The 22,452-nt window shown below is 61.2% G+C and carries 21 protein-coding genes and 1 pseudogene; 13 read left to right on the top strand and 9 right to left on the bottom strand.

Annotated features, from left to right (window positions below; genetic code table 11):
* Positions 1–7: 7 nt before the first annotated feature.
* Both AC0JZ8_RS11815 and AC0JZ8_RS11810 read left to right on the top strand, forming a co-directional pair.
* Positions 8–478 carry a MaoC family dehydratase gene (locus tag AC0JZ8_RS11815; protein ID WP_471892569.1) on the top strand — a complete coding sequence of 157 codons (471 nt, stop codon included), beginning with the start codon at positions 8–10 and terminating at the stop codon, positions 476–478.
* The gene (locus AC0JZ8_RS11810) at positions 475–942 is read left to right on the top strand and encodes a MaoC family dehydratase (RefSeq protein ID WP_062455766.1); all 468 of its coding nucleotides are present in this window, start codon (positions 475–477) and stop codon (positions 940–942) included. Before AC0JZ8_RS11815 ends, AC0JZ8_RS11810 begins: the two co-directional genes overlap by 4 nt.
* Positions 943–947: 5 nt before the next feature.
* Here the strand turns inward: AC0JZ8_RS11810 and AC0JZ8_RS11805 are convergent.
* Together AC0JZ8_RS11805 and AC0JZ8_RS11800 are read right to left on the bottom strand one after the other, a co-directional pair.
* A pseudogene (locus AC0JZ8_RS11805) lies at positions 948–1,560 on the bottom strand (LysE family translocator).
* A gap of 101 nt (positions 1,561–1,661) precedes the next feature.
* Positions 1,662–2,204, bottom strand: a complete 543-nt coding sequence (locus tag AC0JZ8_RS11800) for an adenine phosphoribosyltransferase (RefSeq protein WP_062455760.1) — start codon at positions 2,202–2,204, stop codon at positions 1,662–1,664.
* A gap of 435 nt (positions 2,205–2,639) precedes the next feature.
* On the opposite strand from AC0JZ8_RS11800, the gene AC0JZ8_RS11795 reads away from it, so the two are divergent.
* The 4 genes from AC0JZ8_RS11795 (at position 2,640) to AC0JZ8_RS11780 (ending at position 7,052) form a co-directional block, all read left to right on the top strand.
* Positions 2,640–3,137, top strand: a complete 498-nt coding sequence (locus AC0JZ8_RS11795; protein ID WP_062582946.1) for a Csu type fimbrial protein — start codon at positions 2,640–2,642, stop codon at positions 3,135–3,137.
* 63 nt (positions 3,138–3,200) lie between these two features.
* Complete coding sequence (locus tag AC0JZ8_RS11790; RefSeq protein ID WP_471892568.1) at positions 3,201–3,629, top strand: fimbrial biogenesis chaperone; 429 nt, start codon at positions 3,201–3,203, stop codon at positions 3,627–3,629.
* Positions 3,630–3,637: 8 nt separating this feature from the next.
* Complete coding sequence (locus tag AC0JZ8_RS11785) at positions 3,638–6,091, top strand: fimbria/pilus outer membrane usher protein (protein ID WP_471892567.1); 2,454 nt, start codon at positions 3,638–3,640, stop codon at positions 6,089–6,091.
* Positions 6,072–7,052 (top strand): Csu type fimbrial protein, encoded by a 981-nt coding sequence (locus AC0JZ8_RS11780; RefSeq protein ID WP_471892566.1) that lies wholly within the window; start codon positions 6,072–6,074, stop codon positions 7,050–7,052. Before AC0JZ8_RS11785 ends, AC0JZ8_RS11780 begins: the two co-directional genes overlap by 20 nt.
* A gap of 83 nt (positions 7,053–7,135) precedes the next feature.
* On the opposite strand, the gene AC0JZ8_RS11775 is transcribed toward AC0JZ8_RS11780, so the two are convergent.
* From AC0JZ8_RS11775 to petA, 3 genes are read right to left on the bottom strand one after another with little or no spacing between them, the layout of a single operon-like run.
* Positions 7,136–8,035 (bottom strand): cytochrome c1, encoded by a 900-nt coding sequence (locus AC0JZ8_RS11775; protein ID WP_062455745.1) that lies wholly within the window; start codon positions 8,033–8,035, stop codon positions 7,136–7,138.
* A gap of 22 nt (positions 8,036–8,057) precedes the next feature.
* Positions 8,058–9,347 (bottom strand): cytochrome b, encoded by a 1,290-nt coding sequence (locus tag AC0JZ8_RS11770; RefSeq protein ID WP_062455743.1) that lies wholly within the window; start codon positions 9,345–9,347, stop codon positions 8,058–8,060.
* 13 nt (positions 9,348–9,360) lie between these two features.
* Entirely contained in the window at positions 9,361–9,951 is a 591-nt protein-coding gene (petA, locus tag AC0JZ8_RS11765; protein ID WP_062582935.1) for a ubiquinol-cytochrome c reductase iron-sulfur subunit, read from the bottom strand.
* Between the two features lie 368 nt (positions 9,952–10,319).
* Here petA and AC0JZ8_RS11760 point away from each other — a divergent pair, with 368 nt between their 5' ends.
* On the top strand, positions 10,320–11,258 hold the full coding sequence (locus tag AC0JZ8_RS11760; protein ID WP_113167702.1) for an endonuclease/exonuclease/phosphatase family protein: 939 nt from the start codon (positions 10,320–10,322) through the stop codon (positions 11,256–11,258).
* Here the strand turns inward: AC0JZ8_RS11760 and AC0JZ8_RS11755 are convergent.
* The 3 genes from AC0JZ8_RS11755 to AC0JZ8_RS11745 all read right to left on the bottom strand — a co-directional run bounded on the left by AC0JZ8_RS11755 (position 11,245) and on the right by AC0JZ8_RS11745 (position 17,380).
* Positions 11,245–13,125: an ABC transporter ATP-binding protein gene (locus AC0JZ8_RS11755; RefSeq protein WP_092660353.1), complete on the bottom strand. Its 1,881-nt coding sequence runs from the start codon at positions 13,123–13,125 to the stop codon at positions 11,245–11,247. The two genes, AC0JZ8_RS11760 and AC0JZ8_RS11755, sit on opposite strands and share 14 nt — an antisense overlap.
* Before the next feature lie 154 nt (positions 13,126–13,279).
* Positions 13,280–15,193 (bottom strand): HAMP domain-containing methyl-accepting chemotaxis protein, encoded by a 1,914-nt coding sequence (locus tag AC0JZ8_RS11750; protein WP_471892565.1) that lies wholly within the window; start codon positions 15,191–15,193, stop codon positions 13,280–13,282.
* Positions 15,194–15,529: 336 nt separating this feature from the next.
* Positions 15,530–17,380, bottom strand: coding sequence for an ABC transporter ATP-binding protein (locus AC0JZ8_RS11745; RefSeq protein ID WP_062455728.1), 1,851 nt, complete (start codon positions 17,378–17,380; stop codon positions 15,530–15,532).
* Between the two features lie 340 nt (positions 17,381–17,720).
* Here AC0JZ8_RS11745 and AC0JZ8_RS11740 point away from each other — a divergent pair, with 340 nt between their 5' ends.
* The 4 genes from AC0JZ8_RS11740 to AC0JZ8_RS11725 all read left to right on the top strand — a co-directional run bounded on the left by AC0JZ8_RS11740 (position 17,721) and on the right by AC0JZ8_RS11725 (position 20,681).
* Complete coding sequence (locus AC0JZ8_RS11740) at positions 17,721–18,185, top strand: tRNA (cytidine(34)-2'-O)-methyltransferase (RefSeq protein ID WP_471892564.1); 465 nt, start codon at positions 17,721–17,723, stop codon at positions 18,183–18,185.
* Between the two features lie 81 nt (positions 18,186–18,266).
* On the top strand, positions 18,267–18,563 hold the full coding sequence (locus AC0JZ8_RS11735; RefSeq protein WP_092660345.1) for a type II toxin-antitoxin system RelE/ParE family toxin: 297 nt from the start codon (positions 18,267–18,269) through the stop codon (positions 18,561–18,563).
* 4 nt (positions 18,564–18,567) lie between these two features.
* Positions 18,568–18,879, top strand: coding sequence for an addiction module antidote protein (locus AC0JZ8_RS11730; protein ID WP_092660343.1), 312 nt, complete (start codon positions 18,568–18,570; stop codon positions 18,877–18,879).
* A gap of 149 nt (positions 18,880–19,028) precedes the next feature.
* On the top strand, positions 19,029–20,681 hold the full coding sequence (locus AC0JZ8_RS11725; protein ID WP_471892563.1) for a Na/Pi cotransporter family protein: 1,653 nt from the start codon (positions 19,029–19,031) through the stop codon (positions 20,679–20,681).
* A gap of 9 nt (positions 20,682–20,690) precedes the next feature.
* Here the strand turns inward: AC0JZ8_RS11725 and AC0JZ8_RS11720 are convergent, their stop codons facing one another.
* Positions 20,691–20,948 carry a hypothetical protein gene (locus AC0JZ8_RS11720; RefSeq protein ID WP_062455715.1) on the bottom strand — a complete coding sequence of 86 codons (258 nt, stop codon included), beginning with the start codon at positions 20,946–20,948 and terminating at the stop codon, positions 20,691–20,693.
* Positions 20,949–21,135: 187 nt separating this feature from the next.
* Here AC0JZ8_RS11720 and hemF point away from each other — a divergent pair, with 187 nt between their 5' ends.
* Together hemF and AC0JZ8_RS11710 are read left to right on the top strand one after the other, a co-directional pair.
* Positions 21,136–22,047, top strand: a complete 912-nt coding sequence (gene hemF, locus AC0JZ8_RS11715) for an oxygen-dependent coproporphyrinogen oxidase (protein ID WP_062455712.1) — start codon at positions 21,136–21,138, stop codon at positions 22,045–22,047.
* 141 nt (positions 22,048–22,188) lie between these two features.
* Positions 22,189–22,446, top strand: a complete 258-nt coding sequence (locus AC0JZ8_RS11710; protein WP_082472020.1) for a hypothetical protein — start codon at positions 22,189–22,191, stop codon at positions 22,444–22,446.
* The last annotated feature ends 6 nt before the right edge of the window (positions 22,447–22,452 follow it).

Raw genomic sequence — 22,452 nt, 5'->3', positions numbered from 1 at the left:
GAACGAGATGATGGAAATCGAATATCACTTCGAGGACTTCACCCCGGATCGCACCTTCCCGCTTGCGGATAAGCAGGTGACGGCCGAGGAAATCGTCGAGTTCGCCACCGAATTCGACCCTCAGCCCATGCATCTCGATGAAGCCGCCGGACGTGCCAGCATTCTCGGCGGTCTCTCGGCGTCCGGCTGGCATACATCGTCGATGTTCATGCGGATGATGTATGACGGCTGGCTGTCGCGCGCAGCGTCCGAAGGCTCGCCCGGCATCGAACTGATGGAATGGAAAAAGCCGGTCCTCGCTGGCGACACGCTGTCCGGCCGCTCCACCGTGGCCTCGACCCGCCTGCTCCGCTCCCGCCCGGGCATCGGCCTCGTCAACTTCCTGCACGAAGTCACCAATCAGCGAGGCCAGATCGTCATGCGCGGTGAAAACCCGATCATGATCCGGCTCCGAAACGCGGCCGAGGTCACGGCATGAGGCTGATCGAACTCTCTCCCCCCGGCACGCGGATCGAAACCGGCACGCTGCTCTTCACCCCTGAAGACATCATCCGGTTCGCCCGGAAATTCGATCCGCAACCCTTCCATGTGGATGCGGAAGCCGCAAAACACTACGTCTTCGGCGGGCTCTGCGCCTCCGGCTGGCACACATGCGCGGGCTGGATGAAGACGTTCATGGCATATTGGACAGCGGAAGTCGTACGCCTCGAAGCCGCCGGCCTCGCCGCCCCGAAACTCGGCCCTTCCGCCGGCTTCAAGTCGCTGCAGTGGCTGAAACCCGTCTATGCCGGCGACAGCATCACCTATTCCGTGACCCTGATCGAATCGCGCCCGCTCGGAAGCCGCCCCGGCACCTTCATCAACCTGACGGAAAATGACGGCGTCAACCAACACGGCGAGACGGTGATGCGCTACGAAGGCACCGTTCTCGAATTCACCTGACACCACTATCGCACGGCAACAGCAGCAACGCCCGCCCCCACCATCACCGCTCCGCAGCCCCGGTTGACGCGCCGCAGAACCGCTGGGCGCTTCAGTGCTGCCCTCGCCCGCCCGGCAAGAACCACGTGGCCGCCGATCACCAGAACCTCGACGGCGACGATGACAAGCGCCAAAACGCCGGCCTGCTCCATCGTGAGATTGGGTCCAACGACGTTGGGCAGGAGCGCTATGTAAAAGAGCGGCATTTTCGGATTGCCGAGATTGAGAAGGACACCGGTCGCAAATGTCGCCACCAGCCCCGACCGGCCCGTTACCACGGCATGATCGGCCGGAACCGGCTCGGCAAACCACAACCGCACGCCCATCCAGACCAGATAGGCAGCCCCGGCATAGCGCAGCACCGTCATTGCCATGCCCAGCTCCTCCGCCACCAGCGACAGGCCGAACACGGCGAGGAACAGAAAGATCAGGATGCCGGTGACCGTTCCGGCTCCGTAGGCGACCGGCGGCCGCACCGTGCGACACCGTACGGGCCATGATCGTCACATTGTCGGGTCCGGGACTTGCCGCGAAAACCAGAAACGCGGCGGCAAAGGCAGTCAGGCTTGCGATATCCATGGCCGTTTCCCTAAGGCTCCGGTCAAGTCCGGAACGGGTGAAGGATATCGCCTCCGCCGCCGGTCGCAATCCTCAAAACCGGCGGCATTTGCGGATTTTCGTTAGTGCCCTTCGAATTCGATCAGCGTGCGCACTTCGACGCCGAGGGCTTCCAGCTTTTTGCGGCCGCCGAGTTCCGGCAGGTCGATGACGAAACAGGCGGATACGATCTCCGCACCCATCTGGCGCAGCAGCTTCACCGCTCCTTCGGCCGTGCCGCCGGTCGCGATCAGGTCGTCGGTCAGGATGACTTTCTCGCCGGGCTTGACCGCATCGACATGCATTTCCATCTCGTCGACGCCGTATTCGAGGCTATAGGCCACGCGAACGGTTTCGTGCGGCAGCTTGCCCTTCTTGCGGATCGGCACGAACCCTGCCGAGAGCTGGTGCGCCAGTGCGCCACCAAGAATAAAGCCACGCGCCTCGATACCGGCCACTTGGGCGATGGACATGTCGGCATAAGGTTTCACCAGATCGTCCACCGCCTGACGGAACGCCTTGGCATCGCCAAGCAGCGTCGTGATGTCGCGAAAGATGATACCTGGTTTCGGGTAATCACGGATGGCACGGATGGAGGCGGCGAGTGTGTCGTCACGGGAGGACATTGGGGCGGGAGCCTTGTTTGTTGTTCGTTGCTAAAGGAAAGCAATAGGCAGCTGCGGTCGACATTGTCCAGATCAAACCGCGCACTACCCGCCGACGCAACAGTGCCCCCCAGCGACGCATTCTCGTCCGCCGTCTCTTCAACCAAAACCGATCTGAGTATTCACCGCAATCGATACCTGCACTCTCGACATTTCGCCCTCCTTTAAATCACGAATAGGTAACTTGTCGCCCGGCACTCGCATTACGCGCTGGCTCGTTTGAATGCGGAAGATCGATTTTCCGATTCATCATCACTTTATTTGATTTAGAGTAAATTAGTTACTTGTGAAAGAAACGGCATTAATGTTTCGTTAACAAATTGGGCCGCAGTCTAGGGTTGGCAACATTGCCAATTTCTATCAAAGCGCGAATGATCGCGCCCATTGAGGTCCTTCATGACGAAGACAATACTCGCGACGATTTTCGCCGCTACAGCCCTTTCCCTGACGTCCAGCGCCGCATTTGCCCAGACACTGGATGCCAACATGGATGTCTCCATGACCGTGGCTGCCGAATGCACGCTGGCCACTGATCCGGTAGCCTTCGGCAATCAGGCCCTGATCGATGTAGCCGTCGAGGTCCCCGGAAACATGACCGTGCAATGCACGGCGAATGCGCCCTATCAGATACAGCTTGGTGTCGGCAATGGCGCCCTGGCAACCGTTGAAACCCGCTTTATGACAGGCGTAGCCAACGGTGGTCTGGCGACCTATACGGTTCACCAGGGCTTGGCGACCGGCCCGATCTGGGGCGCCACCCTCGGTACGAACACGCTTGACGGCACCGCGACTGGCGGAGCAGACGTCATTCCGTTCACGGCAGTGCTTGCAGCGAACCAGAGCGTCCAGGCTGATACCTACGCCGACGTCTTGATCGCAACGATCAACTACTAAGCACGAACCTTTCGGCAAGCTCGGCGGCGCGGCGTGTCGCTAACCTAAAATAAGGATGACAAGATGATCTCCATGCGCTTCATGGCAGCGAGCCTATTCGCATGCCTGATAGCCGGCGGTGCCGGAGCAGCTGCTTTGAGGGTTTCTCCGATCACTTTGGATCTGAAAGCCTCTTCCCCCACGGGAACGGTTCGGGTGTGGGAAGACGGGTTGCGGCCGGTCAAGGTGCAGGTGCGGGTTTTTCGCTGGACGAAGGTCAATGGGAAGGATCGCCTCGATCCCACCACGGACGTGGTTGCCAGCCCCCCGATCACCACGCTGAAGCCTGGTACTGAGAACTCGATCAGAGTTGTCCGTGTCAGCAAGAAGCCGATTGTCGGAACCGAGTCCTACCGGCTTCTGATCGATCAGCTGCCCGAGGCCGGACGAAAGAAAGCCGGTCAGGTTAGCGTCATGATCCGGCATTCGATCCCCGTTCGGTTTACCGATTAGGGGATCGCATGGCGCGTCAGACAGCCCTGCTCCTGGCGTGCTTGTGCCTCGCCGTCCTCGTCCTGCCGACCGCAGGTCATGCGGCATCCGGGGATTTGTCTCCGGGTGCCGATCTGGCGGCCGACGCCGATCCTTTTGACGTCCCTGCGGCCACCGATACGGGCGGGCCGAGCGACCTCTATCTGTACGTATCGATCAACGGCGTAAAGACCGATCTCGTTGCCGCCTTCCGGCAGGCACCGGACGGATCCCTTTCCATCGAGATCGAGCAGCTGCGCAATATCGGCATCAAGCCCGCCAAGACAGCAATCGGCGAAGATGGCCGCGTGACCATCGATCAGCTACCATCAGTCACTTTCGTCTACGACGATCTGCAGCAAACGATCGATTTTACCGCATCGAACGGCGAACGCGCGCCAAAAATCATCGACGCCAAGGCGCCGCGCGGCGGTGCGCCGAAGAGACCGAGACTGAAGGCGCAATCCTCGTCCGGTGCACTCCTCAACTACAATATCGTCGCGTCTTCCGACAATTCCGAAAAGGATTCGCGGTTCGGCTTCACCGGCGTGAGCGGCGCTTTCGAAGCCCTGTATTTCAGCCCGCTGGGCGTCCTCAGCAATACATTTATCGCCAGCACCTCTGACGATACCTACTACGGCTCGACGCGCCTGGACACGACCTGGCGCTATTCGGACCAGGACTCGATGATCACCTACAGCGCCGGTGACGTCATCACCGGCGGCCTGAACTGGACGCGCCCGACCCGTCTCGGAGGCCTGCAGGTGCAACGCAGCTTCTCCCTGCGATCCGACCTGGTCACCTTTCCCGTGCCGGAACTGTCGGCAAGCGCTGCCGTGCCTTCCACCGTCGATGTCTATCTCAATGATGCCAAGCGCTTTTCCAGTTCGGTCGGCGCAGGTCCGTTCGACATCACCAACCTGCCCTTCGTCGACGGAAGCGGCAATGCCCGGGTTGTCGTCACCGACGCTCAAGGGCAGCAGGTGTCGACCGAAAGCAGCTTCATCGCGTCCAGTCAGATGCTCGCCCGCGGGCTTTACGATTTCTCCGCCGAGCTGGGCTTTGCGCGACACGGCTACGGGATCGACTCGAATGACTACGATTCACGCCCTTACGGATCGGCGACCCTGCGCACCGGCGTGACCAACTGGCTGACGATGGAAGGCCATGCCGAGGGCGGCGAGGATCTCGTCCATGGCGGTGTCGGCGCGGTGTTCGCTGCCCCTTGGAGTGGCGTCATATCGCTCTCGGGCGCTGGCAGCTATCACGACGGTGCAATAGGCGAGCAGGTTGGCATGACCTGGGAGAGACAGATGCGGGGCTTTCACCTCAGAGCCCGCATGCAGCGCAGCTTCGGCAGTTTTCAGGACATTGCCTCGGTCACGGCCGACAAGCGCAGCTCCACCGACGGGATCTTGCTCGGATCAGCGGCGCCGCCCAAGGCGCTCGACCAGGTATCCCTGTCGGTCCCAACGCCTTTCGACCGATCGAACCTGAACTTCAGCTTCACCAATGCCGAGACCGCAGAAGGTGACCGGCAGCGTATCCTCGGCCTTTCCTACAGCCGCCCGGTGTTCAATGACAGCACATTTTCCGTGTCCGCGATCAAGAGCCCGACCGACGGCACTGTCGGAATCTATGCGAGCCTCTTCGTCCCGATCGGCAAGCGGATCTCGGCCACCACATCGGTAGCATCGCAATCAGACGAAACCAGCGTGACGCAGACGGTCAGCCGCACGCTGGGTCAGCAGATCGGCGACTACGGCTGGAGCGTTGGCCGGACGCAGTCGGAAAACGCGATCAACTCGGCAGCCGTCAGCTACCGCGCTTCGGCGGGAAAAGTGGCGGCGCGCGTCGACCAACGCGGCAGCAAGACAAGGGCCAGTGTGACCGTTGATGGAGCTCTGGTCGCGGCCGGAGGCGGCGTCTTCGCGTCCAACCGCATCAACGACGCGTTCGCCATCGTCGATGCAGGCGCGCCCGGCGTCGAGGTCCAGCATGAGAACAGACCAGCCGGCCGCACAAACAGCGGCGGCAAGCTGCTCCTTCCGAACCTGCGCTCCTATCAGGAAAACCACATTGCGATCGACCCCGAGGATCCGCCGCTCGACGCCGTCGTCAACACCACCCGCACCGTCGTGGTGCCGGCCGACCGATCGGGGATCGTCGTCAACTTCGAGGTCGACGTCGATGCGAACGCCGCACTGGTGACCTTCTCCGGACCGGACGGAAAACCCATCGCAGTCGGCGCCAGTGGCACGACGAAGACCGGATCGGAGCCCTTCGTCGTCGGCTATGACGGCCAGACGCTCGTGGAAAATCTGAAAGCCAGCAACCGCCTCACCCTGACGCTGCCGGATGAGACCACCTGCGTGGCAACCTTCCAATACAAGCCCCAGCGGGGCAAACAGGTGAGTATTACCGATGCGATATGCCAGCCTTAAGCGCCTCAGAACGCTTCTTCTCCAGGCCGGGATCGGCCTGCTCCTCTATGGAGCCGGCGCCGCCGACGCCGCGGCCGCAAGCTGCACGGTCGACATCGACTCCGCCAATTTCGGCAATGTCGATACGCTCTCGGGCGCATCCGCCGATGCGACGGCGCAGGTTTCGATCAGTTGCAGCGCCGTCAGCGCCAACGCAACCGCGGTCACGCTCTGCGGCAATCTCGGCAGCGGCAGCGGTGGCACATCCGGCGGGACCCGCATCATGCGATCGGGCGCGAACGAGCTCGGTTACCAGCTCTACGCCGACGCCGGCCGCGCGACCCGCTGGGGTTCGTATGACGATACGACACTCGGCCAGCCACGGACGATCCGCATCGCCGCATCTGATGGTGAGGCCAATGGCGCCGTGACGCTTTACGGAGGGCTGTCTGCCGGCCAGACGAGCGCTGGCACCGGCACCTACCTCTCCTCCTTCGCCACCGGCGAGGTGCGGTTCTACTACGAAGAGGGAAGCACCCTCGACTGCGCGGCACCGACCTCGGCGACACTGGCGCAGGCAAGCTTTACCGTCCAGGCAACCGTTGCGGCAAACTGCCTGATCGCCGTTTCGAACCTAGATTTCGGTCTTCACGGCCTGATCGATTCCGAAGTGACCGCGAGCGGCGGGGTCGACGTCACCTGCACGCCGAACGCAACCTACAGCATCGCCATGGATGGCGGCCTGGCTGCGGCCACCAACCCGGAACAACGGTTGATGCGCTCCGGCACGAACACGATCGCCTACGGCCTTTACGCCGATCAGGCCCATTCTCGACCTTGGGGTGCGACAGGTAGCGCACTGGTCTCCGGCACGGGGGCCGGCGCTGTGCAGTCGATACCGGTCTTTGGCCGCGTCGCTCCGCAACCGGCAGCCGCCGGCAACTACACCGACACGGTGATCGTCACGGTCACCTATTTCTGATCACTGCCGGGACCTTTGAGCGGCCAGCCGCAAGACAACAAAAAAGGCGGCCGAAGCCGCCTTTTCCATGAAGACCTTAAATATCAATGCGGCTTGCGGGCATAGACCGATTTCTTGGTCAGATAGATCAGCCCCGTAAAGATCACCAGGAAGATCATCACCATGAAACCGGTGCGCTTGCGCTCTTCCAGATGCGGCTCGGCAGTAAACATCAGGAACGCGGCGACGTCCTTCGAATACTGATCCACCGTCTGCGGCGTACCGTCGTCATAGCTCACCTGATCGTTGCTGATCGGCGGGGCCATGGCGAGCGCTGAGGCATTGGCAAAGTAAGGATTGTAGTGCGTCCCCGGTGCGACTTCCACGCCCGGAGGCGGATCCTGGTAGCCGGTCAGCAGCGCGTGGATATAGTCCGGGCCGCCTTCCTGGTACTGGGTAAAGATGTCGAACACGAACTGCGGGAAGCCGCGGGTGATGCCGCGCGCCTTGGCAAGCAACGACATATCAGGCGGTGCAGCACCGTTGTTGGCCGCCGCCGCTGCCTGGGCGTTCGGATAGGGCGACGGAAAGTGGTCCGATGGTACGGCCTTGCGGGTAAACATCTCGCCGTCGTCGTTCGGACCGTCCTGCACCTCGTAATTGGCCGCAAGCGCCTTCACCTGACCGTCCGAATAGCCGAGATCCTCAAGCGTGCGGAACGACACGAGCCGCATCGAATGGCAGGCGGAACAGACTTCCGTATAGACCTTGAGGCCGCGCTGCAGCTGGCCCTTGTCGTAGTGGCCGAAGGGACCGGCAAAGGTCCAGTCCACAGGTTCCGGATGACGCAGCGGATAATGCGGCGTGCCGCCTTCCGCATGGTCACCGCCGCCGCCACCGGCTGTGCCGGCGCCGACGTCATGCTTTTCCTGCGCGCTCAACGATCCCATGGTGAGGCCAAGTGCCAGTGTGAGCGAAGCGAGGCCGAGTGTGATCTTCTTCATGTATGTCTCCTCCCGCCTGCGCTCAGGCATTTGCCTGAGCGGCCGCGACGCCGGCATTGGCTGTTCTGCCCTGTTTCTCCAGCACCGCTTCCGTGATCGAATTCGGAATGCGGCGTGGTGTCTCGAACAGGCCGAGCAGCGGCATGATCACGAGGAAGAAGCCGAAATAGTAGGCCGTCCCGATCTGCGACAGCACGACGAAAATGCCTTCCGCCGGCTGTGATCCGAGCCAGCCGAGCAGGATCGCGTTGACGACGAAGATCCAGTAGAACGTCTTGTACCAGGGCCGGTACACGGCCGAGCGCACCTTCGACGTATCGAGCCATGGCACGAAGAACAGGATGATGATCGCACCGAACATCACCAGCACGCCGCCGAGCTTCGAGTCGATAAACAGGAAGTTGAAGGTGATCGCGCGCAGCATCGCGTAGAATGGCAGGTAGTACCATTCGGGCACGATATGTGCCGGGGTCTTCAATGCATCGGCCGGGATGTAGTTATCAGGATGGCCGAGATAGTTCGGCATGTAGAAGATGAACCAGGCATAGACGATCAGGAACACCGAAACGCCGAGCGCATCCTTGAGCGTCGCATAAGGCGTGAACGGCACCGTATCCGTCTTCGTCTTGATCTCGACTCCGGTCGGGTTGGTCTGGCCGGTCACATGCAGTGCCCAGATGTGCAGGATGACGACGCCCGTTATCATGAACGGCAGCAGGTAATGCAGCGAGAAGAAGCGGTTGAGCGTCGGCTGGTCGACGGCAAAGCCGCCGAGCAGGAACTGCTGTATCCATTCACCCACCAGCGGGAAGGCCGAGAAGAAGCCGGTGATGACGGTGGCGCCCCAGAACGACATCTGCCCCCAGGGCAGAACATAACCCATGAACCCGGTCGCCATCATCAGGAGATAGATGACGACGCCGAGGATCCAGAGGATTTCGCGCGGCGCCTTGTAGGAACCGTAGTACAGACCGCGTCCGATATGCAGATAGACGGCGATAAAGAAGAACGACGCGCCGTTGGCGTGCATGTAGCGCAGCAGCCAACCATGGTTTACGTCGCGCATGATCTTCTCGACCGAGTCGAACGCGTCGACCGTCGATGCGGTGTAATGCATGGCCAGCACGACGCCGGTCAGGATCTGTACGATCAGCATGACCGCAAGCATGGCGCCGAACGTATAGGCGTAGTTGAGGTTTCTCGGCACCGGAAACGAGATGAAACTGTCATGGATCAGACGCGGCAGCGGCAGCCGCTGGTCGACCCATTTTTCAATGCCGGTGGATGGCTGGTAGGACGAATGATCGCTCATGAGAATGCTCCCCTCACCCGATCCGGATCACGGTATCCGACGCAAATGCGAACGTCGGGATGGCCAGGTTTTGCGGAGCGGGTCCCTTACGGATACGGCCTGCCGTATCGTAGTGCGACCCATGACACGGACAGAACCACCCGCCGAAGTCCCCGGACTGACCGAGCGGCACGCAACCCAGATGGGTGCAGGAGCCGATCATCACGATCCAGTTTTCCTTGCCGGCGCCGGCAGAACGATCGACGCCGGATGCTTCCGCATCGGCCGGCAGGTTGGCATTGCGTGCCACCGGATCCTTGAGCGCGGCAAGCTCGACCTTGTTGGCCTCCTCGAGTTCCTTCGGCGTCCGGTTGCGGATGAACACCGGCTTGCCCCGCCATTTGACGGTGAGCGACATACCCGGCTCAAGAGCTGCGACATTCACTTCGATCGATGCGAGCGCAAGCGTCGATGCATCAGGCCGCATCTGGTCGATGAACGGCCAGGCAACAGCCGCGACGCCCACGGCGCCAGCCATGCCGGTTGTCAAATATAGGAAATCGCGCCGCGTGGGTTCACCCGAATGGGGCTCCACGCGTGCACTATGCGTATCGTGCTCGCTCACGGTCAGTCATCCTCTCACGCTCCAGCGGATAAATCCGCATCGCTCCTCCGCGCGGCTCCCCCGACACACTCATGCCTTGGGAATCCCAGCAAATAGCGCCTCATGTGCTTGATCGCAGATAAAGTCCCAACTTGGCAAGTGCCTGCCCGCCACATTCTGGCCAGGATGCGGACCGTCCCCCTGTATTGCCGGATATGCGCCGCATTGGTTCGAACTGCCCCACCCCGGGACGCGCGGGCGTGGCGAAGCGGCCACAACCCCAGATCGCCTGCCCTTCCTTGCCCCCGGCCGGGCCTGTTGCGTTGCCAGTGGCGGAACGGCATGCTAGGCGGCAGAAAGCTTCATGGCAGCCGGCTCGGAAATCCTGAATGAGAAAGACGTTATCGGTCGCCATCTGCGTCATCGTGTCGCTGGTCCTTCTCGCGATCTTGACACGCTATCTGCGGCCTCACTGGATCCTCGCAACGCTCCACAGCCTGCAATTTCATGCGGCCGCGACCTGCGTCGTCGCCATGGCGGTCGCGCTTCTCATCCACCGCAACCTCGCAAGCTATGCCCTGCTTCTGGTCGCGCTACTTTTGACCGCGCACCCTCTGTGGATGGCGCGCGAAATTGCGGCGGAGGTCACGCCTGCCGATCAGAGCGCACCGACCTTCCGGCTGATGTCCTTCAACATCCTCTCCGAAAACTACGAAAATGCCGAGGGCATCACCCGCGCCATCCTGTCATCGGGCGCCGATGTGGTGAACATCATGGAAGGCGAATCGCTTTACGAACATCTGACGCAGATCGCCACGGTCTATCCCTACCGCGTCGGCTGCGGCGTGCTCATGGAAGAGTGCGACCAGATGATGTTTTCAAAAACCCCGATCGAAAACGCTTCGGTTCGAAGCCTGAGCAATATCTTCGACAATCGCTTCATCATGGGCGAGGTCACGGTCTCCGGGCGCAAGGTCCATGTCGTCGGCATCCATACGACGAAGCCGTATTTCGACAACTTCCACACGATGGAACTCATGAATGCAGCGCTCGCCATCACCGCCACCGATGGCCCGCTGGTTCTGTCAGGCGATTTCAACGCCTCAAGCCTGCCACCCAACATGCGGATGTTTTTGAACTCGACGGGGCTGAAGACCGCCGCCTTCGAGCCGCCCACCTGGCCAGTCCGGGCGCGGATGCTGGGTCTGGCGATCGACCACGTCTATGTGCGTGCCCCGCTCAAGATAAAGTCGCTCACTCGCATGCCGAACACCTACGGCTCCAACCACGCCGGGCTGATCGCCGACATCGCGATTACCGGACCTTGACCACGTCGCCTTCGTCTTCGATCCCCAGAAACCCGCCAGACTGGCGCGACCAGAGATCCGCGTAGAGACCGCCCGCCGCAATCAGCTCGTTATGGGTCCCCTGCTCGATGATGGCGCCCTTGTCCATCACGATCAGCCGGTCGAGCGTCGCGATCGTCGAAAGCCGGTGCGCGATCGCGAGCACGGTCTTGCCCTGCATCAGCCGCTCCAGATTGGACTGGATCGCCGCTTCCACTTCCGAATCGAGCGCCGATGTTGCCTCGTCCAGCACCAGGATTGGCGCGTCCTTCAGCATCACCCGGGCAATCGCCACCCGCTGTCGCTGTCCGCCCGACAGTTTCACGCCGCGCTCGCCCACATGCGCATCGAACCCGCGGCGGCCGCGCTGGTCGGTCAGCGTCTGAATAAACCCGTCTGCCTCGGCCTTCTTGGCCGCATCGAGAAGCTGTGCGTCGGTCGCATCGGGTCTCCCGAACAGGATGTTGTCGCGAAGCGAGCGATGCAGCAGCGACGTGTCCTGCGTCACCATGCCGAGATTGGCACGCAGCGACTCCTGGCTCACCGTCGCAATGTCCTGCCCGTCGATGAGGATGCGCCCGCCCTCCAGATCGTAGAAGCGCAGCAGCAGGTTGACGAGCGTCGACTTGCCCGCCCCCGATCGTCCAACGATCCCGATCTTCTCTCCCGCCCGGATGGATAGCGACAGGTTGTCGATCACGCCCTCGCCCTTGCCGTAGTGAAACCGGATGTTCTCAAACCGGATCTCCGGCTGCGCCACCTTAAGCTCCCTCGCATCGGACACGTCCACCAGCCCGATCGGCTTGGAGATCAGCTCGGCGGCATTCTGGACGGTGCCGAAATTGCGCATGATGCCGTTGAACTGGGTCATCAGACGGCCGAGCAGGAAATTGAGCCGCAGCACCAGCGCCAAGGTGAACGCGACCGCGCCGGAACTGATCAGCCCGGACAGCCACAGATGGATCGACAGCGCCGCCATGCTGCTGATCATGATGCCCGACAGCAGCGCCATCGACGCCCGGACGCCGGTGATGAAACGGGTAAAGTGGATGAGCGTGGTCTGATAGGTCTCAAAGCCCTGCCGCATGTAGCGGTCATTGGCCTCGTCGCGCCCAAACAGTTTCAGCGTCTGGATATTGCTGTAGGCGTCGACCATGCGGCCGTTGAGCATGGAGGCGGCCTCCGCCGTCTCGCGCGAGTGATAGCGGATGCGCGGCACGAAATAGCGGGCGAGGAACCCGAACACCAGCACCCAGACGCAGACGAGTACGCCGAGCCGCAGGTCGAGCCCGCCAACCAGGACCAGCATGGAGACCGAGTAGATCGTGACGAACCAGACGCTTTCCATCAGCGAGGTGACGAGATCGCCCGCCGCCTGCCCGCCCGACCAGACCTTGGTGACGATCCGGCCGGAAAAGTCGTTCTGGAAAAACGACAGCGATTGCCGCGCCACATGCATGTAGGACTGCCAGCGCATCAGGTTGTAGAACCCGGGCGTAATGATCTGCTGGTCGATCAGCGCGGTCGACATCGTCACCAGGAAGCGCACGACACCGATCAGCACCAGCATGCCCAACAGCTCGCCGCCATGCTGGTCGAGCAGCACCGTCCAGCCGTCACCCGGCTTGATCGTCGACAGGATATCCACGAGCCGCCCGACGAACCAGAACAGCGCCGCCTCGATCGCCGCCGTCAGACCACCCAGAATGAGCATCCCGAAGAACGGCGCCTTGGCCTGCGAGATGTAGAACCAGATAAAGGCGAACACGTCTTCGGGCGGACGCAGATCGTCCTTGCGCGCAAACGGCTGAACATAATTTTCGAAGGCGCGGAAGAGACGAATGATCATGCCGCAGGATATAGGCGGATTTCGAAAGGGGCAAAGGCTGGGATGCGGCTGTCGCCGGATAATTCCGCAATCGCCCGCTTTTCATAAGGCGGGCTTCAAAACGAAAACGGCCGCCGAAGCAGCCGTCTCCAGAACTCATCATTTTGGCAGAGGATCAGAACTCCGACCATTCCTGCTTGGCCGCAGCCTGACCGCCGCCGAATGCCGAGGCAATCCGGTTGCCCATTGCACGCACGGGTGACTGTGCCGGTCGCGATGCAGGCGTGGCCGAGCGGACGGCACTACGTCCCTCTTTCAGCTTGAACTGTGCCAAAAGCTCGATCAGCGATGCGGCCTGCGCGGCAAGGCTGTGGCTGGCAGCCGTCGTCTGCTCTACCATGGCCGCGTTCTGCTGGGTGCCCTGGTCCATATGATTGACCGAGGTGCTGATCTCCGACAGACCCGTCGACTGCTCACGCGAAGACACGACGATCGAGGCGACGTTCGTGTTAATCTGCTGCACTTCGGTCACGATCGATTGCAAGGCAGCCCCTGTCTGGCCGACCAGCGCAACGCCGTCACGCACCTTTTCGCCCGAAGCACCAATCAGAACCTTGATCTCACGCGCCGCTTTCGCGGACCGCTGGGCAAGTTCGCGGACTTCCTGGGCAACGACCGCAAAGCCTTTGCCGGCCTCGCCGGCCCTGGCTGCCTCGACACCGGCGTTCAGCGCCAGAAGATTGGTCTGGAAAGCGATGTCGTCGATCACGCAGATGATGTTGCCGATCTCGCCGGACGACTTTTCGATCGCTTCCATCGCAACGACGGCCTGGCGAACGATATCGCCGGACTTTTCGGCACCGTTGCGGGTGTGCTCGACGAGCTTGCCGGCTTCTCCGGCACGGGCTGCCGAATCCTTCACGGCCGTCGTTACTTCCTCGAGCGCCGCAGCGGTCTCTTCGACCGATGCCGCCTGCTGCTCGGTACGCTTCGACAGATCGTCTGCGGCAGAGCGGATCTCGTTGGCACCGGCATCGATCATCCGGGCATTGTCGCCGACCGACCGAAGGACAGTCTGCAGATTGTCCATCGAGGCGTTGAAGTTGACGCGCAGCTGATCGAGCTGTCCGGCGAACGGCTGACCGATGCGGAAGGTCATATCGCCGTGCGACAGGCTGTTTAGACCGTTGGCAAGACTATCGACGGCAAACGAAACCTCGGCAGCCTCATGCGCCTTCTGCTCCTCCCGAGCAATCCGCTCGCTCTCGCTCATCGAACGGCTGGCTTCGGTTTCCCGCTCCAGGCGCTCGCGCTCCAGGGCGTTGTTGCGGAACACGGAGACGGCTGCTGCCATCTCGCCGATTTCATCCTTCCGCCCCGCGTAAGGGATCGCAACCTGCGCGTTACCGGAGGCAAGTGTGTTCATCGAACCGGTAATGTCGGCAATCGGGCGCGCAACGCGGAAGTAGGACAAAAGCCCTGCAGCAAGCGCGAGAAGTGTTGCGAAGACGACGACGACAATCGTCGAGATCGCTGCAAACCGTGCGGCGCTATCGGCGACCTTGCCGTATTCGAGGCTGTGCAGCCGGTTGTCGTTGATCATGTCCAGCATCACATCGCCGGCCTCGCCGCCTTTGGGCACCATCTGCGCGATGACGGCCTTGGCCTCATAGACGCGCGAGGCCCCCAGCAGGCTGACGAACTGAGCTCCCAGCTTGTCGTAATCGGCAACGATCGCTTCGAGCTTTTCGATCTTGTCCTTGGTCACATCGAGGCTGGCCGTGTCGGCGAATGTCTTGAAAGCCTCGGCACGCTCTTGCGTCTTGGCGCGGATCTGATCGAGCCACTGCTTCTGGTCAGCGGCATTGCTGGCCGAAAGCGCCATCAAATAAAGACGCCGGATATCGGACAGGATCCTGTCCATATTGGAGGTCATCACCGAGCGTTCCATGCGACGGCTGATATTGGACGTCTGAGCATCGAGCTGGTTGACGGAGCGCATGGCGAGTGCGCCCTGAAGGATCACCAGCAGAACGGTGATGCCGAAGAGAGCGGGCAGAAGAAACTTGATCTTTATCTTGCTGAACATCTGGGACCGGAGCCGAAATGAGAGGGAGTTTAATCCCTCGAGACTTGACAGCTTTATATAAAGGAAAACTTACTGCGTCTCGGCCATAAAAAAATATTAGCGTCGTCGCAAATACCTGACATTGTTGAATGTTTCGCTAACCGCGGCGTCGTTCCCTAGGGAGCCGCCGAGAGCGTGAGCGACCATCCCGGGGTGGCTCGGAACATGCGCAACAAGTTATGAATCGTTGGCGTCGCGCCCTCCCGCCGATCGGAAGCGTCCAGCGCCCATCGGACGCGTGACGACCGTTGTCGGCCGCCGGTTTCCCGGTGACCGCAAGCCTCTTCCGTCAACGGTTTACTCGGCAGCCTGGCCCTCGTCCTCATGCCCGATGAAGCCGCCGGACTGACGGTTCCAGAGGTCCGCATAGATGCCGCCCTGATCCGCCAGTTCGCGATGCGTGCCGGTCTCGACGATGGCGCCCCGGTCGAGCACGATCACCCGGTCCATCTCCGTGAGTGTCGACAGCCGATGCGCGATGGCGATGACCGTCTTGCCCTGCATCAGGGCAAACAGGTTTTCCTGGATTGCCGCTTCGACTTCCGAATCCAGCGCCGAGGTCGCCTCGTCCAGCACCAGGATCGGCGCATCTTTCAGGAACACGCGGGCGATCGCGATCCGCTGACGCTGGCCACCCGAAAGCTTTACGCCCCGTTCGCCCACATGCGCGTCGAGCCCCTTGCGCCCCTGAAGATCGACAAGGCTTTCCACGAAGTCCCAGGCATTGGCCCGCTTGGTCGCCTCGATGATCTCGGCATCGGTCGCGTCCGGCCGGCCATAGGCGATATTGTCGCGGATCGAGCGATGCAGCAGCGATGTGTCCTGTGTCACCACGCCGACCAAGGACCGCAAACTGTCCTGCGTCACACCGGCAATGTCCTGCCCGTCGATGGTGATCCGCCCGCTTTCCAGATCGTAGAACCGCAGGAGCAGGTTCATCAGAGTCGTCTTGCCGGCCCCGGAGCGCCCGACCAGACCAACCTTCTCGCCGGCCTTGATATCCAGCGTCAGCCCGTCGATGACGCCCGCTGCCTTGCCGTAATGGAAGCGCACGTCGTCGTAGACGATATGGCCTTTCGCCGCCGAAAGCTTCGACGCATCCTCGACATCGGTGACGTCATGCGGCTTGGTCATCATCGACATGCCGTCATAGACCGTGCCGATATTCTCAAACAGCGCCGAGACTTCCCACATGATCCACTGCGACATGCCGTTGATGCGCATTGCAAGGCCGATCGCGATGGCAATGGCGCCGATCGAGATCGCGCTGTCCAGCCAGAACCAGATCGACAGCGTCGCGACGGCAAACAGGGCTGCACAGTTGTAGAAATAGACCAGCACCTGGAACGCGGTCACCTTGCGCATCTGCCCATGCACGGTCTTCAGGAACACGTCCATCGCATCCTTGGCGTAGTCTTCCTCACGGCCGGAATGCGAAAACAGCTTCACCGTCGCGATGTTGGTGTAGCTGTCGACGACACGCCCGGTCATCATCGAGCGCGCATCCGCCTGCGCTGCCGAGATCTTCCGGAGCTTGGGAACGTAGTAGGCGACGGTTGCCGAATAAAAGGCGATCCAGACCACCAACGGCACCGCCAGACGGATATCCGCGACCGCAACCACCGCCACCATCGAGATGAAGTAGGTTGCCACATAGACGAAGACGTCGAGCACCTTCATCACCACTTCGCGGATCGCGAGCGACGTCTGCATGACCTTGGTCGAGACGCGACCCGCAAACTCGTTGGCAAAGAAGGTCATCGAGTGGTTGAGCAGGAACCGGTGCATCTGCCAGCGGGCGATCATCGGGAAATTGCCCATCAGGATCTGGTGCATGATAAGCGAATTGAGGCCGGCGACGAGCGGCAGCCCGACCAGCACCATCAGTGCCATGGCAACCAGCGTCATTCCCTCGTTCTGAAGGAAGGTCGAACGCTCCGCATGCGTCAGCCAGTCGACGATATTGCCCAGAAACTGGAACAGCATCACTTCGCCGAGCGCGATGAACATCGTGCAGACCGACATGATCAGCACCCAGGGCCAGACCGGCTTGGTATAGTGCCAGAGGAAGGCGATCAGGCCGGCAGGCGGCAGGCCTGGGGTCTCCTCGGGATAAGGGTGAACCCGCCGTTCGAACCAGGAAAACATTGATAGCTCCGTCAATCGGACCCGCTTCACGCAACGCAAACGCGCCGACGGCGAACCGGTCAGTTATGTGGTGAGCGCTGCCGGATATCGGCCGTGCAAAATACAAAGGTGGAAAAGGACTGCGTGAAACCGCGGACGCCTAAGCCTGTCGGACAAATACCGGGGGGCGGAGGCGCGTAAGCACGGTCATATCCATGTAGGCCTCCATAGGCTGGCGTTAAAGATCGATGCCCTTTTACCCGTTGATTGCCATTTTGAAAAGTCCCAAATCCGCAGCAATCCGATCGAAACCGCGCAGAACCGCTTGAGCCGCACGGTCGGCTCGGCTTTAAGGAAAACCATGACAAAGCTGCGCATCGCCCTCTACCAGCCCGACATTCCCGGCAATACCGGCACGATCCTGAGGCTCGCCGCCTGCCTCGGCCTCGGCGTCGATATCATCGAACCGGCGGGCTTCGATATTTCCGATCGCAACCTGAAACGCTCTGGAATGGATTACCTGGCAAGCGTCGAACTTACCCGCCACGTCAACTGGCAGCAGTTCGACGACTGGCGGAGATCCGAAAACCGGCGGCTGGTCCTCGCCTCCACAAAGGCCGCCCAACCCTACGTGGACTTCCAGTTTCAGCCCGGCGACATCCTGCTGTTCGGCCGCGAGAGCGCCGGCGTTCCGGACCTCATCCACGAAACGGCGGATGCCCGCATACTGATCCCGATGCGCGAAGGACAACGCTCCATCAACGTCGCCATGTCGGCCGCAATGATATCAGGAGAGGCGCTGAGACAGACGGGTTTCGCCTCATAAACGGCACGCGCATTTCGCGTCTTTTACACGCCTGAGTTTATTCTATGATGTTGCACGACTGCACTCCATAGAGTACATATTATGTACAAAATTCTATCCACGTCCGTATTCGATACCTGGATCGACGACCTCGTGGACAGACGTGCCGCGACGCGAATTTTGGCCCGCATCGGCAGAGCGAAGGAAGGAAATCTCGGCGATATCAAGCCCGTCGGTGAGGGCATAAGCGAGATGCGAATTCACCACGGCCCAGGCTACCGCGTGTATTTCGTGCGGCGCGATCGCACCATTTTGCTCCTGCTGTGTGGGGGCGACAAGGATAGTCAGGCGAGAGACATCGCTGAGGCCAGAAAATTGGCTGCGTTTTGGAAAGGATAGTTCGATGCCTCTGGAGACTCGTCCATTCGATATTTCCGAACACCTGAACTCTGAGGAAGACTGTCTCGAATTCATGGTCGCAGCCTTCGAGGAAGGCGATCCGGCCTTCATTGCGAAATGCCTTGGCACGGTTGCCAAGGCCCGCAACATGAGCAAGCTTGCCCGCAAGACAGGCATGAGCCGCGCGGCGCTCTACAAGGCCTTGAGTGGCGAAGGCAACCCGGAATTTACCACCATCCTGAAGGTGATGAAGGCATTGGGTCTCGAACTCACGCCGGTCATGGTGAAAGAGCAAGCCATCGAAGACGCTGCCTGATCCGCGTTCCCGCGGCAGCGCGGAAACGCGTAAAAAACTGTCGCGAACAGTGATTTGCACATCGCTGCAATCGGCCTATATTCGTTAGCCGGCAATTCATTATCGCACTTCATTCGATAGGAACCGTCCCCGGGCGAAGACAATCCGATATGCAATCCACCATCGTGATCATCAATCTTTTCGGCGCCGTGGCCCTGCTTCTGTTTGGCCTTGCGCAGATCAAGGATGGCGTCACCCGCGCCTTCGGGACACGCCTCAAGACGGGTCTAGCCCGCGGCACCAGCAGCAGCCTGCGATCCTTCGTCTCCGGCCTTGTCGCCACGATCGCCCTGCAAAGTTCGACCGCCACCGCGCTGACGCTCGCGTCGTTTGCCGAACGCGGCATGGTGCGTCCACGCATGGCGCAGATCGTGCTCCTCGGCGCCAATGTCGGCACCGCCGTTACCGCCTGGCTGGTCGCGACCGGCATCGAGTGGCTGTCGCCCCTTCTCATCCTCCTCGGTCTGGTCATGCTTCGCGGTGCATCGCCAGCCCGCAAAGGCGGCGGCACGGCCATGATAGGCGTCGGCCTGATGCTGCTGTCGCTGCATCTGCTTGGGCTCGCCACCGAACCGATGCGCCAGTCGCCGGCGCTCGCGGCCTTTATCGGCCTGCTCGATGACGCGTGGCCGGTGGCGCTGATCCTGTCGGCGGTTCTGGCTTTCGTTTCGTCGTCCAGCCTGGCGGTCGTGGTGCTGATCCTCTCGCTCGCCTCGACCGGAAATGTCTCCGCCGGCCTGGTAATCGTGCTCATCCTCGGCGCAAATCTCGGTGGCGCCATTCCGCCCGTCGTCGCCACTCTTTCTGCGCCGGCTGCTGCAAGACGCATCACGCTCGGCAACCTTGTAACCCGCGGCATCGGTTGCGCCATCGCGTTGCCTCTCGCGGGCCCTGTCGCCGATGCCGTTCAAGCCCTGCCGCTGTCGCCGGAAAAGCTCCCGGTCGATGCACACCTCGCCTTCAACATCCTGCTTGCGCTGGTCGTATTCCCGTTCTCAGCCCAAGTCTCCCGCCTTGCAGCTCGCCTCGTCCCTGATGATCCGCAGCGAGACGACGGCCCCCGCTTCCTCGATCAGGACGCGCTCGACAACCCTGTGATGGCGCTCGCCAACGCGACGCGCGAAGTGCTCGGCGTCGGCGACACCATCGAGCGCATGCTGATCCGCACCGAAAATGCCTTCAAACGTAACGATATCGCACCACTTGCAGACATCGCCGGGCTCGAGTCACGGGTCGATCACCTTCATCAGGATGTGAAGCTCTACCTGTCGGAACTGGGCCGCACCGGTCTCGATGCGGAGAACGCGCGCCGCTCCATCGCCATCATCGATTACGCGATCAACCTCGAACATATCGGCGACATCATCGAAAAAGGCATCGCCGAACAGGTCCGCAAGAAGATCGCGCACGGCCTCAAGTTCTCGGACGACGGCTTCGATGAATTGCAGGTGCTGCTCAGCCTGACCGTCGACAACCTGAGAACCGCCCAGACGATCTTCCAGACCGGCGATCTGGCGCTGGCGCGGCAGTTGATGGAAATCAAGGTGGAAGTCCGCCGGCTCGAAAAGCGGTCCGCCGAAAAGCATCTGGAGCGGTTGCGTGACGGACGACTGGAAAGCCTGCAGACCAGCTCGCTGCATCTCGACATGCTGCGTGACCTCAAACGCATCAATGCGCACATCGTGTCGGTTGCGCATCCGATCCTCGATGACAGCGGCGCACTGATCGAAAGCCGCCTTCGCCTCGCCGAACCCGGCGCCTGAGGGACTTTCTTAGTCCGCCGTCGGAAGTCTCCGCATGGTGAACTCGATGCGGTCGCCCTCCAGCTGGCGCCAGCTTTCCACTTCGGTCCAGTAGGCAGCCTTCGGAAATTCGTCGAACCATTGCCGCGCTTTTTCGCGGGCATCCTCGCGGGTCATCAGAAATGTCTCGCGCACGAACATACTGCCCGGTCCGCCGGCCTGTTCCTGCCGGTGGCGGTGAATTCTGCGCTTCAGCCCGTCGAGTGGCGGGGGTGTGAATTTCGCCATCAAACCCTCTTATCGGCACCTGGTGACATCAAGATAATATGGTCTCACACGCATTGCGAGTCTGTTTTCCTGGCTTAAAAAGGGCGGCCTCACGCGCTTGGGAATGGCCGGCGCAAGTCTGAGATGCTAAGTGCCGCCGGCGAGGATACGGAATCAGATCAAAGGCATAGCGGAAAAGGAAAAGACCATGGAACGGCCGGCATTGCCCAAGGAACTGCCCGAAAATCTCGAAGAGAAGAAGGCAGCAGCGCGAGCCTGGTTCGAGAGCCTCCGCGACACGATCTGTGCTTCCTTCGAGGCTTTGGAAGACGAGCTGACCGGCCCGCTCTCCGATCAGCCGCCCGGCCGCTTTACCCGGAAGAACTGGCTTCGCAACGAGGGCGAAGGCGGCGGCGGCACGATGTCGATGATGGAAGGCCGCGTCTTCGAGAAGGTCGGCGTCCACACGTCCACCGTCCACGGCGAGTTTTCCGAAGAATTCCGCAAGCAGATCCCCGGCGCCGACGAAGACCCCGCATTCTGGGCGTCGGGCATTTCGCTCATTGCCCATCCGGTCAATCCCAATGTGCCGGCAGTGCACATGAACACCCGCATGGTCGTCACCACCAGCCAGTGGTTCGGTGGCGGCGCCGACCTGACGCCGGTCCTCGACATCCGCCGCAGCCAGGAAGACCCCGATACCCAGCTTTTCCACCGGGTCATGGAAATCACGTGCAATCGCCACGCGGTCGCCGATTATCCGCGCTACAAGGCATGGTGCGAAGACTATTTCTTCCTGAAGCACCGCAACGAGCCCCGCGGCGTCGGCGGCATCTTTTTCGACTGGCTCCACTCGGATGCGGAAAAAGGCGGCTGGGATGCCGATTTCGCCTTCACGCAGGATGTCGGCCGCGCCTTCAACCTCCTCTACCCGAAGATCGTCCGCGGCAATTTCAACCGGCCCTGGACCGAAGAGAACCGCGACGAGCAACTGATCCGTCGCGGCCGCTACGTGGAGTTCAACCTTCTCTACGACCGCGGTACCATTTTCGGCCTGAAGACAGGCGGCAATGTGGAATCGATTCTATCCTCGATGCCACCGGCAGTCCGCTGGCCCTGATCATTTTGGCACGCCCGGGCAGTCTGCTCTCAAGAAATTGATGACTGTAAGGCCACTGGTAGTTGTCATCTGCGAAAAATTCGATGTTCGAATCGGTGTGTTCGGTGCTAGCGTGCGTTCTGGTTGCACGGGAGAACAGCCATGACCCCATCAAACAGCCTGACAAAACCAAGTTCATACCCCGTTTCGAAGTTGATGAAGACGCCCGAATTGGTCGAGCGTCTGGCCGTCGAAATGCGAGCCAGAAGCGGTGGCGAACTGCCCCACGCTTTCTGTGTCGAGCAAGTGAAGCGGCAGCTTGCCGGTAAGTCGGCGGAATCCGGCGCGGCCAATGCCGCTCGCATGATGATTCCCGCGGAGCGGGCATCCGTATTCCACTCCTGGGCGATCTCCGAATAGGAGGAT

This window comes from Velazquezella soli, assembly GCF_977018685.1.
Note: the sequence above shows the minus strand (reverse complement) of the source record. Positions and strands in the feature narration are given on the sequence as shown.

What these genes read in the sequence shown, in the direction of transcription:
- AC0JZ8_RS11745 (WP_062455728.1), bottom strand. Translation starts at nt 17,380, where the DNA reads ATGTTTTCCTGGTTCGAACGGCGGGTTCACCCTTATCCCGAGGAGACC.
- AC0JZ8_RS11815 (WP_471892569.1), top strand. Translation starts at nt 8, where the DNA reads ATGATGGAAATCGAATATCACTTCGAGGACTTCACCCCGGATCGCACC.
- AC0JZ8_RS11800 (WP_062455760.1), bottom strand. Translation starts at nt 2,204, where the DNA reads ATGTCCTCCCGTGACGACACACTCGCCGCCTCCATCCGTGCCATCCGT.
- AC0JZ8_RS11735 (WP_092660345.1), top strand. Translation starts at nt 18,267, where the DNA reads ATGTACAAAATTCTATCCACGTCCGTATTCGATACCTGGATCGACGAC.
- AC0JZ8_RS11775 (WP_062455745.1), bottom strand. Translation starts at nt 8,035, where the DNA reads ATGAAGAAGATCACACTCGGCCTCGCTTCGCTCACACTGGCACTTGGC.
- AC0JZ8_RS11790 (WP_471892568.1), top strand. Translation starts at nt 3,201, where the DNA reads ATGATCTCCATGCGCTTCATGGCAGCGAGCCTATTCGCATGCCTGATA.
- AC0JZ8_RS11760 (WP_113167702.1), top strand. Translation starts at nt 10,320, where the DNA reads ATGAGAAAGACGTTATCGGTCGCCATCTGCGTCATCGTGTCGCTGGTC.
- AC0JZ8_RS11725 (WP_471892563.1), top strand. Translation starts at nt 19,029, where the DNA reads ATGCAATCCACCATCGTGATCATCAATCTTTTCGGCGCCGTGGCCCTG.
- AC0JZ8_RS11810 (WP_062455766.1), top strand. Translation starts at nt 475, where the DNA reads ATGAGGCTGATCGAACTCTCTCCCCCCGGCACGCGGATCGAAACCGGC.
- AC0JZ8_RS11770 (WP_062455743.1), bottom strand. Translation starts at nt 9,347, where the DNA reads ATGAGCGATCATTCGTCCTACCAGCCATCCACCGGCATTGAAAAATGG.
- AC0JZ8_RS11785 (WP_471892567.1), top strand. Translation starts at nt 3,638, where the DNA reads ATGGCGCGTCAGACAGCCCTGCTCCTGGCGTGCTTGTGCCTCGCCGTC.
- AC0JZ8_RS11780 (WP_471892566.1), top strand. Translation starts at nt 6,072, where the DNA reads ATGCGATATGCCAGCCTTAAGCGCCTCAGAACGCTTCTTCTCCAGGCC.
- AC0JZ8_RS11755 (WP_092660353.1), bottom strand. Translation starts at nt 13,125, where the DNA reads ATGATCATTCGTCTCTTCCGCGCCTTCGAAAATTATGTTCAGCCGTTT.
- hemF (WP_062455712.1), top strand. Translation starts at nt 21,136, where the DNA reads ATGGAACGGCCGGCATTGCCCAAGGAACTGCCCGAAAATCTCGAAGAG.
- AC0JZ8_RS11795 (WP_062582946.1), top strand. Translation starts at nt 2,640, where the DNA reads ATGACGAAGACAATACTCGCGACGATTTTCGCCGCTACAGCCCTTTCC.
- AC0JZ8_RS11750 (WP_471892565.1), bottom strand. Translation starts at nt 15,193, where the DNA reads ATGTTCAGCAAGATAAAGATCAAGTTTCTTCTGCCCGCTCTCTTCGGC.
- AC0JZ8_RS11720 (WP_062455715.1), bottom strand. Translation starts at nt 20,948, where the DNA reads ATGGCGAAATTCACACCCCCGCCACTCGACGGGCTGAAGCGCAGAATT.
- AC0JZ8_RS11710 (WP_082472020.1), top strand. Translation starts at nt 22,189, where the DNA reads ATGACCCCATCAAACAGCCTGACAAAACCAAGTTCATACCCCGTTTCG.
- AC0JZ8_RS11730 (WP_092660343.1), top strand. Translation starts at nt 18,568, where the DNA reads ATGCCTCTGGAGACTCGTCCATTCGATATTTCCGAACACCTGAACTCT.
- AC0JZ8_RS11740 (WP_471892564.1), top strand. Translation starts at nt 17,721, where the DNA reads ATGACAAAGCTGCGCATCGCCCTCTACCAGCCCGACATTCCCGGCAAT.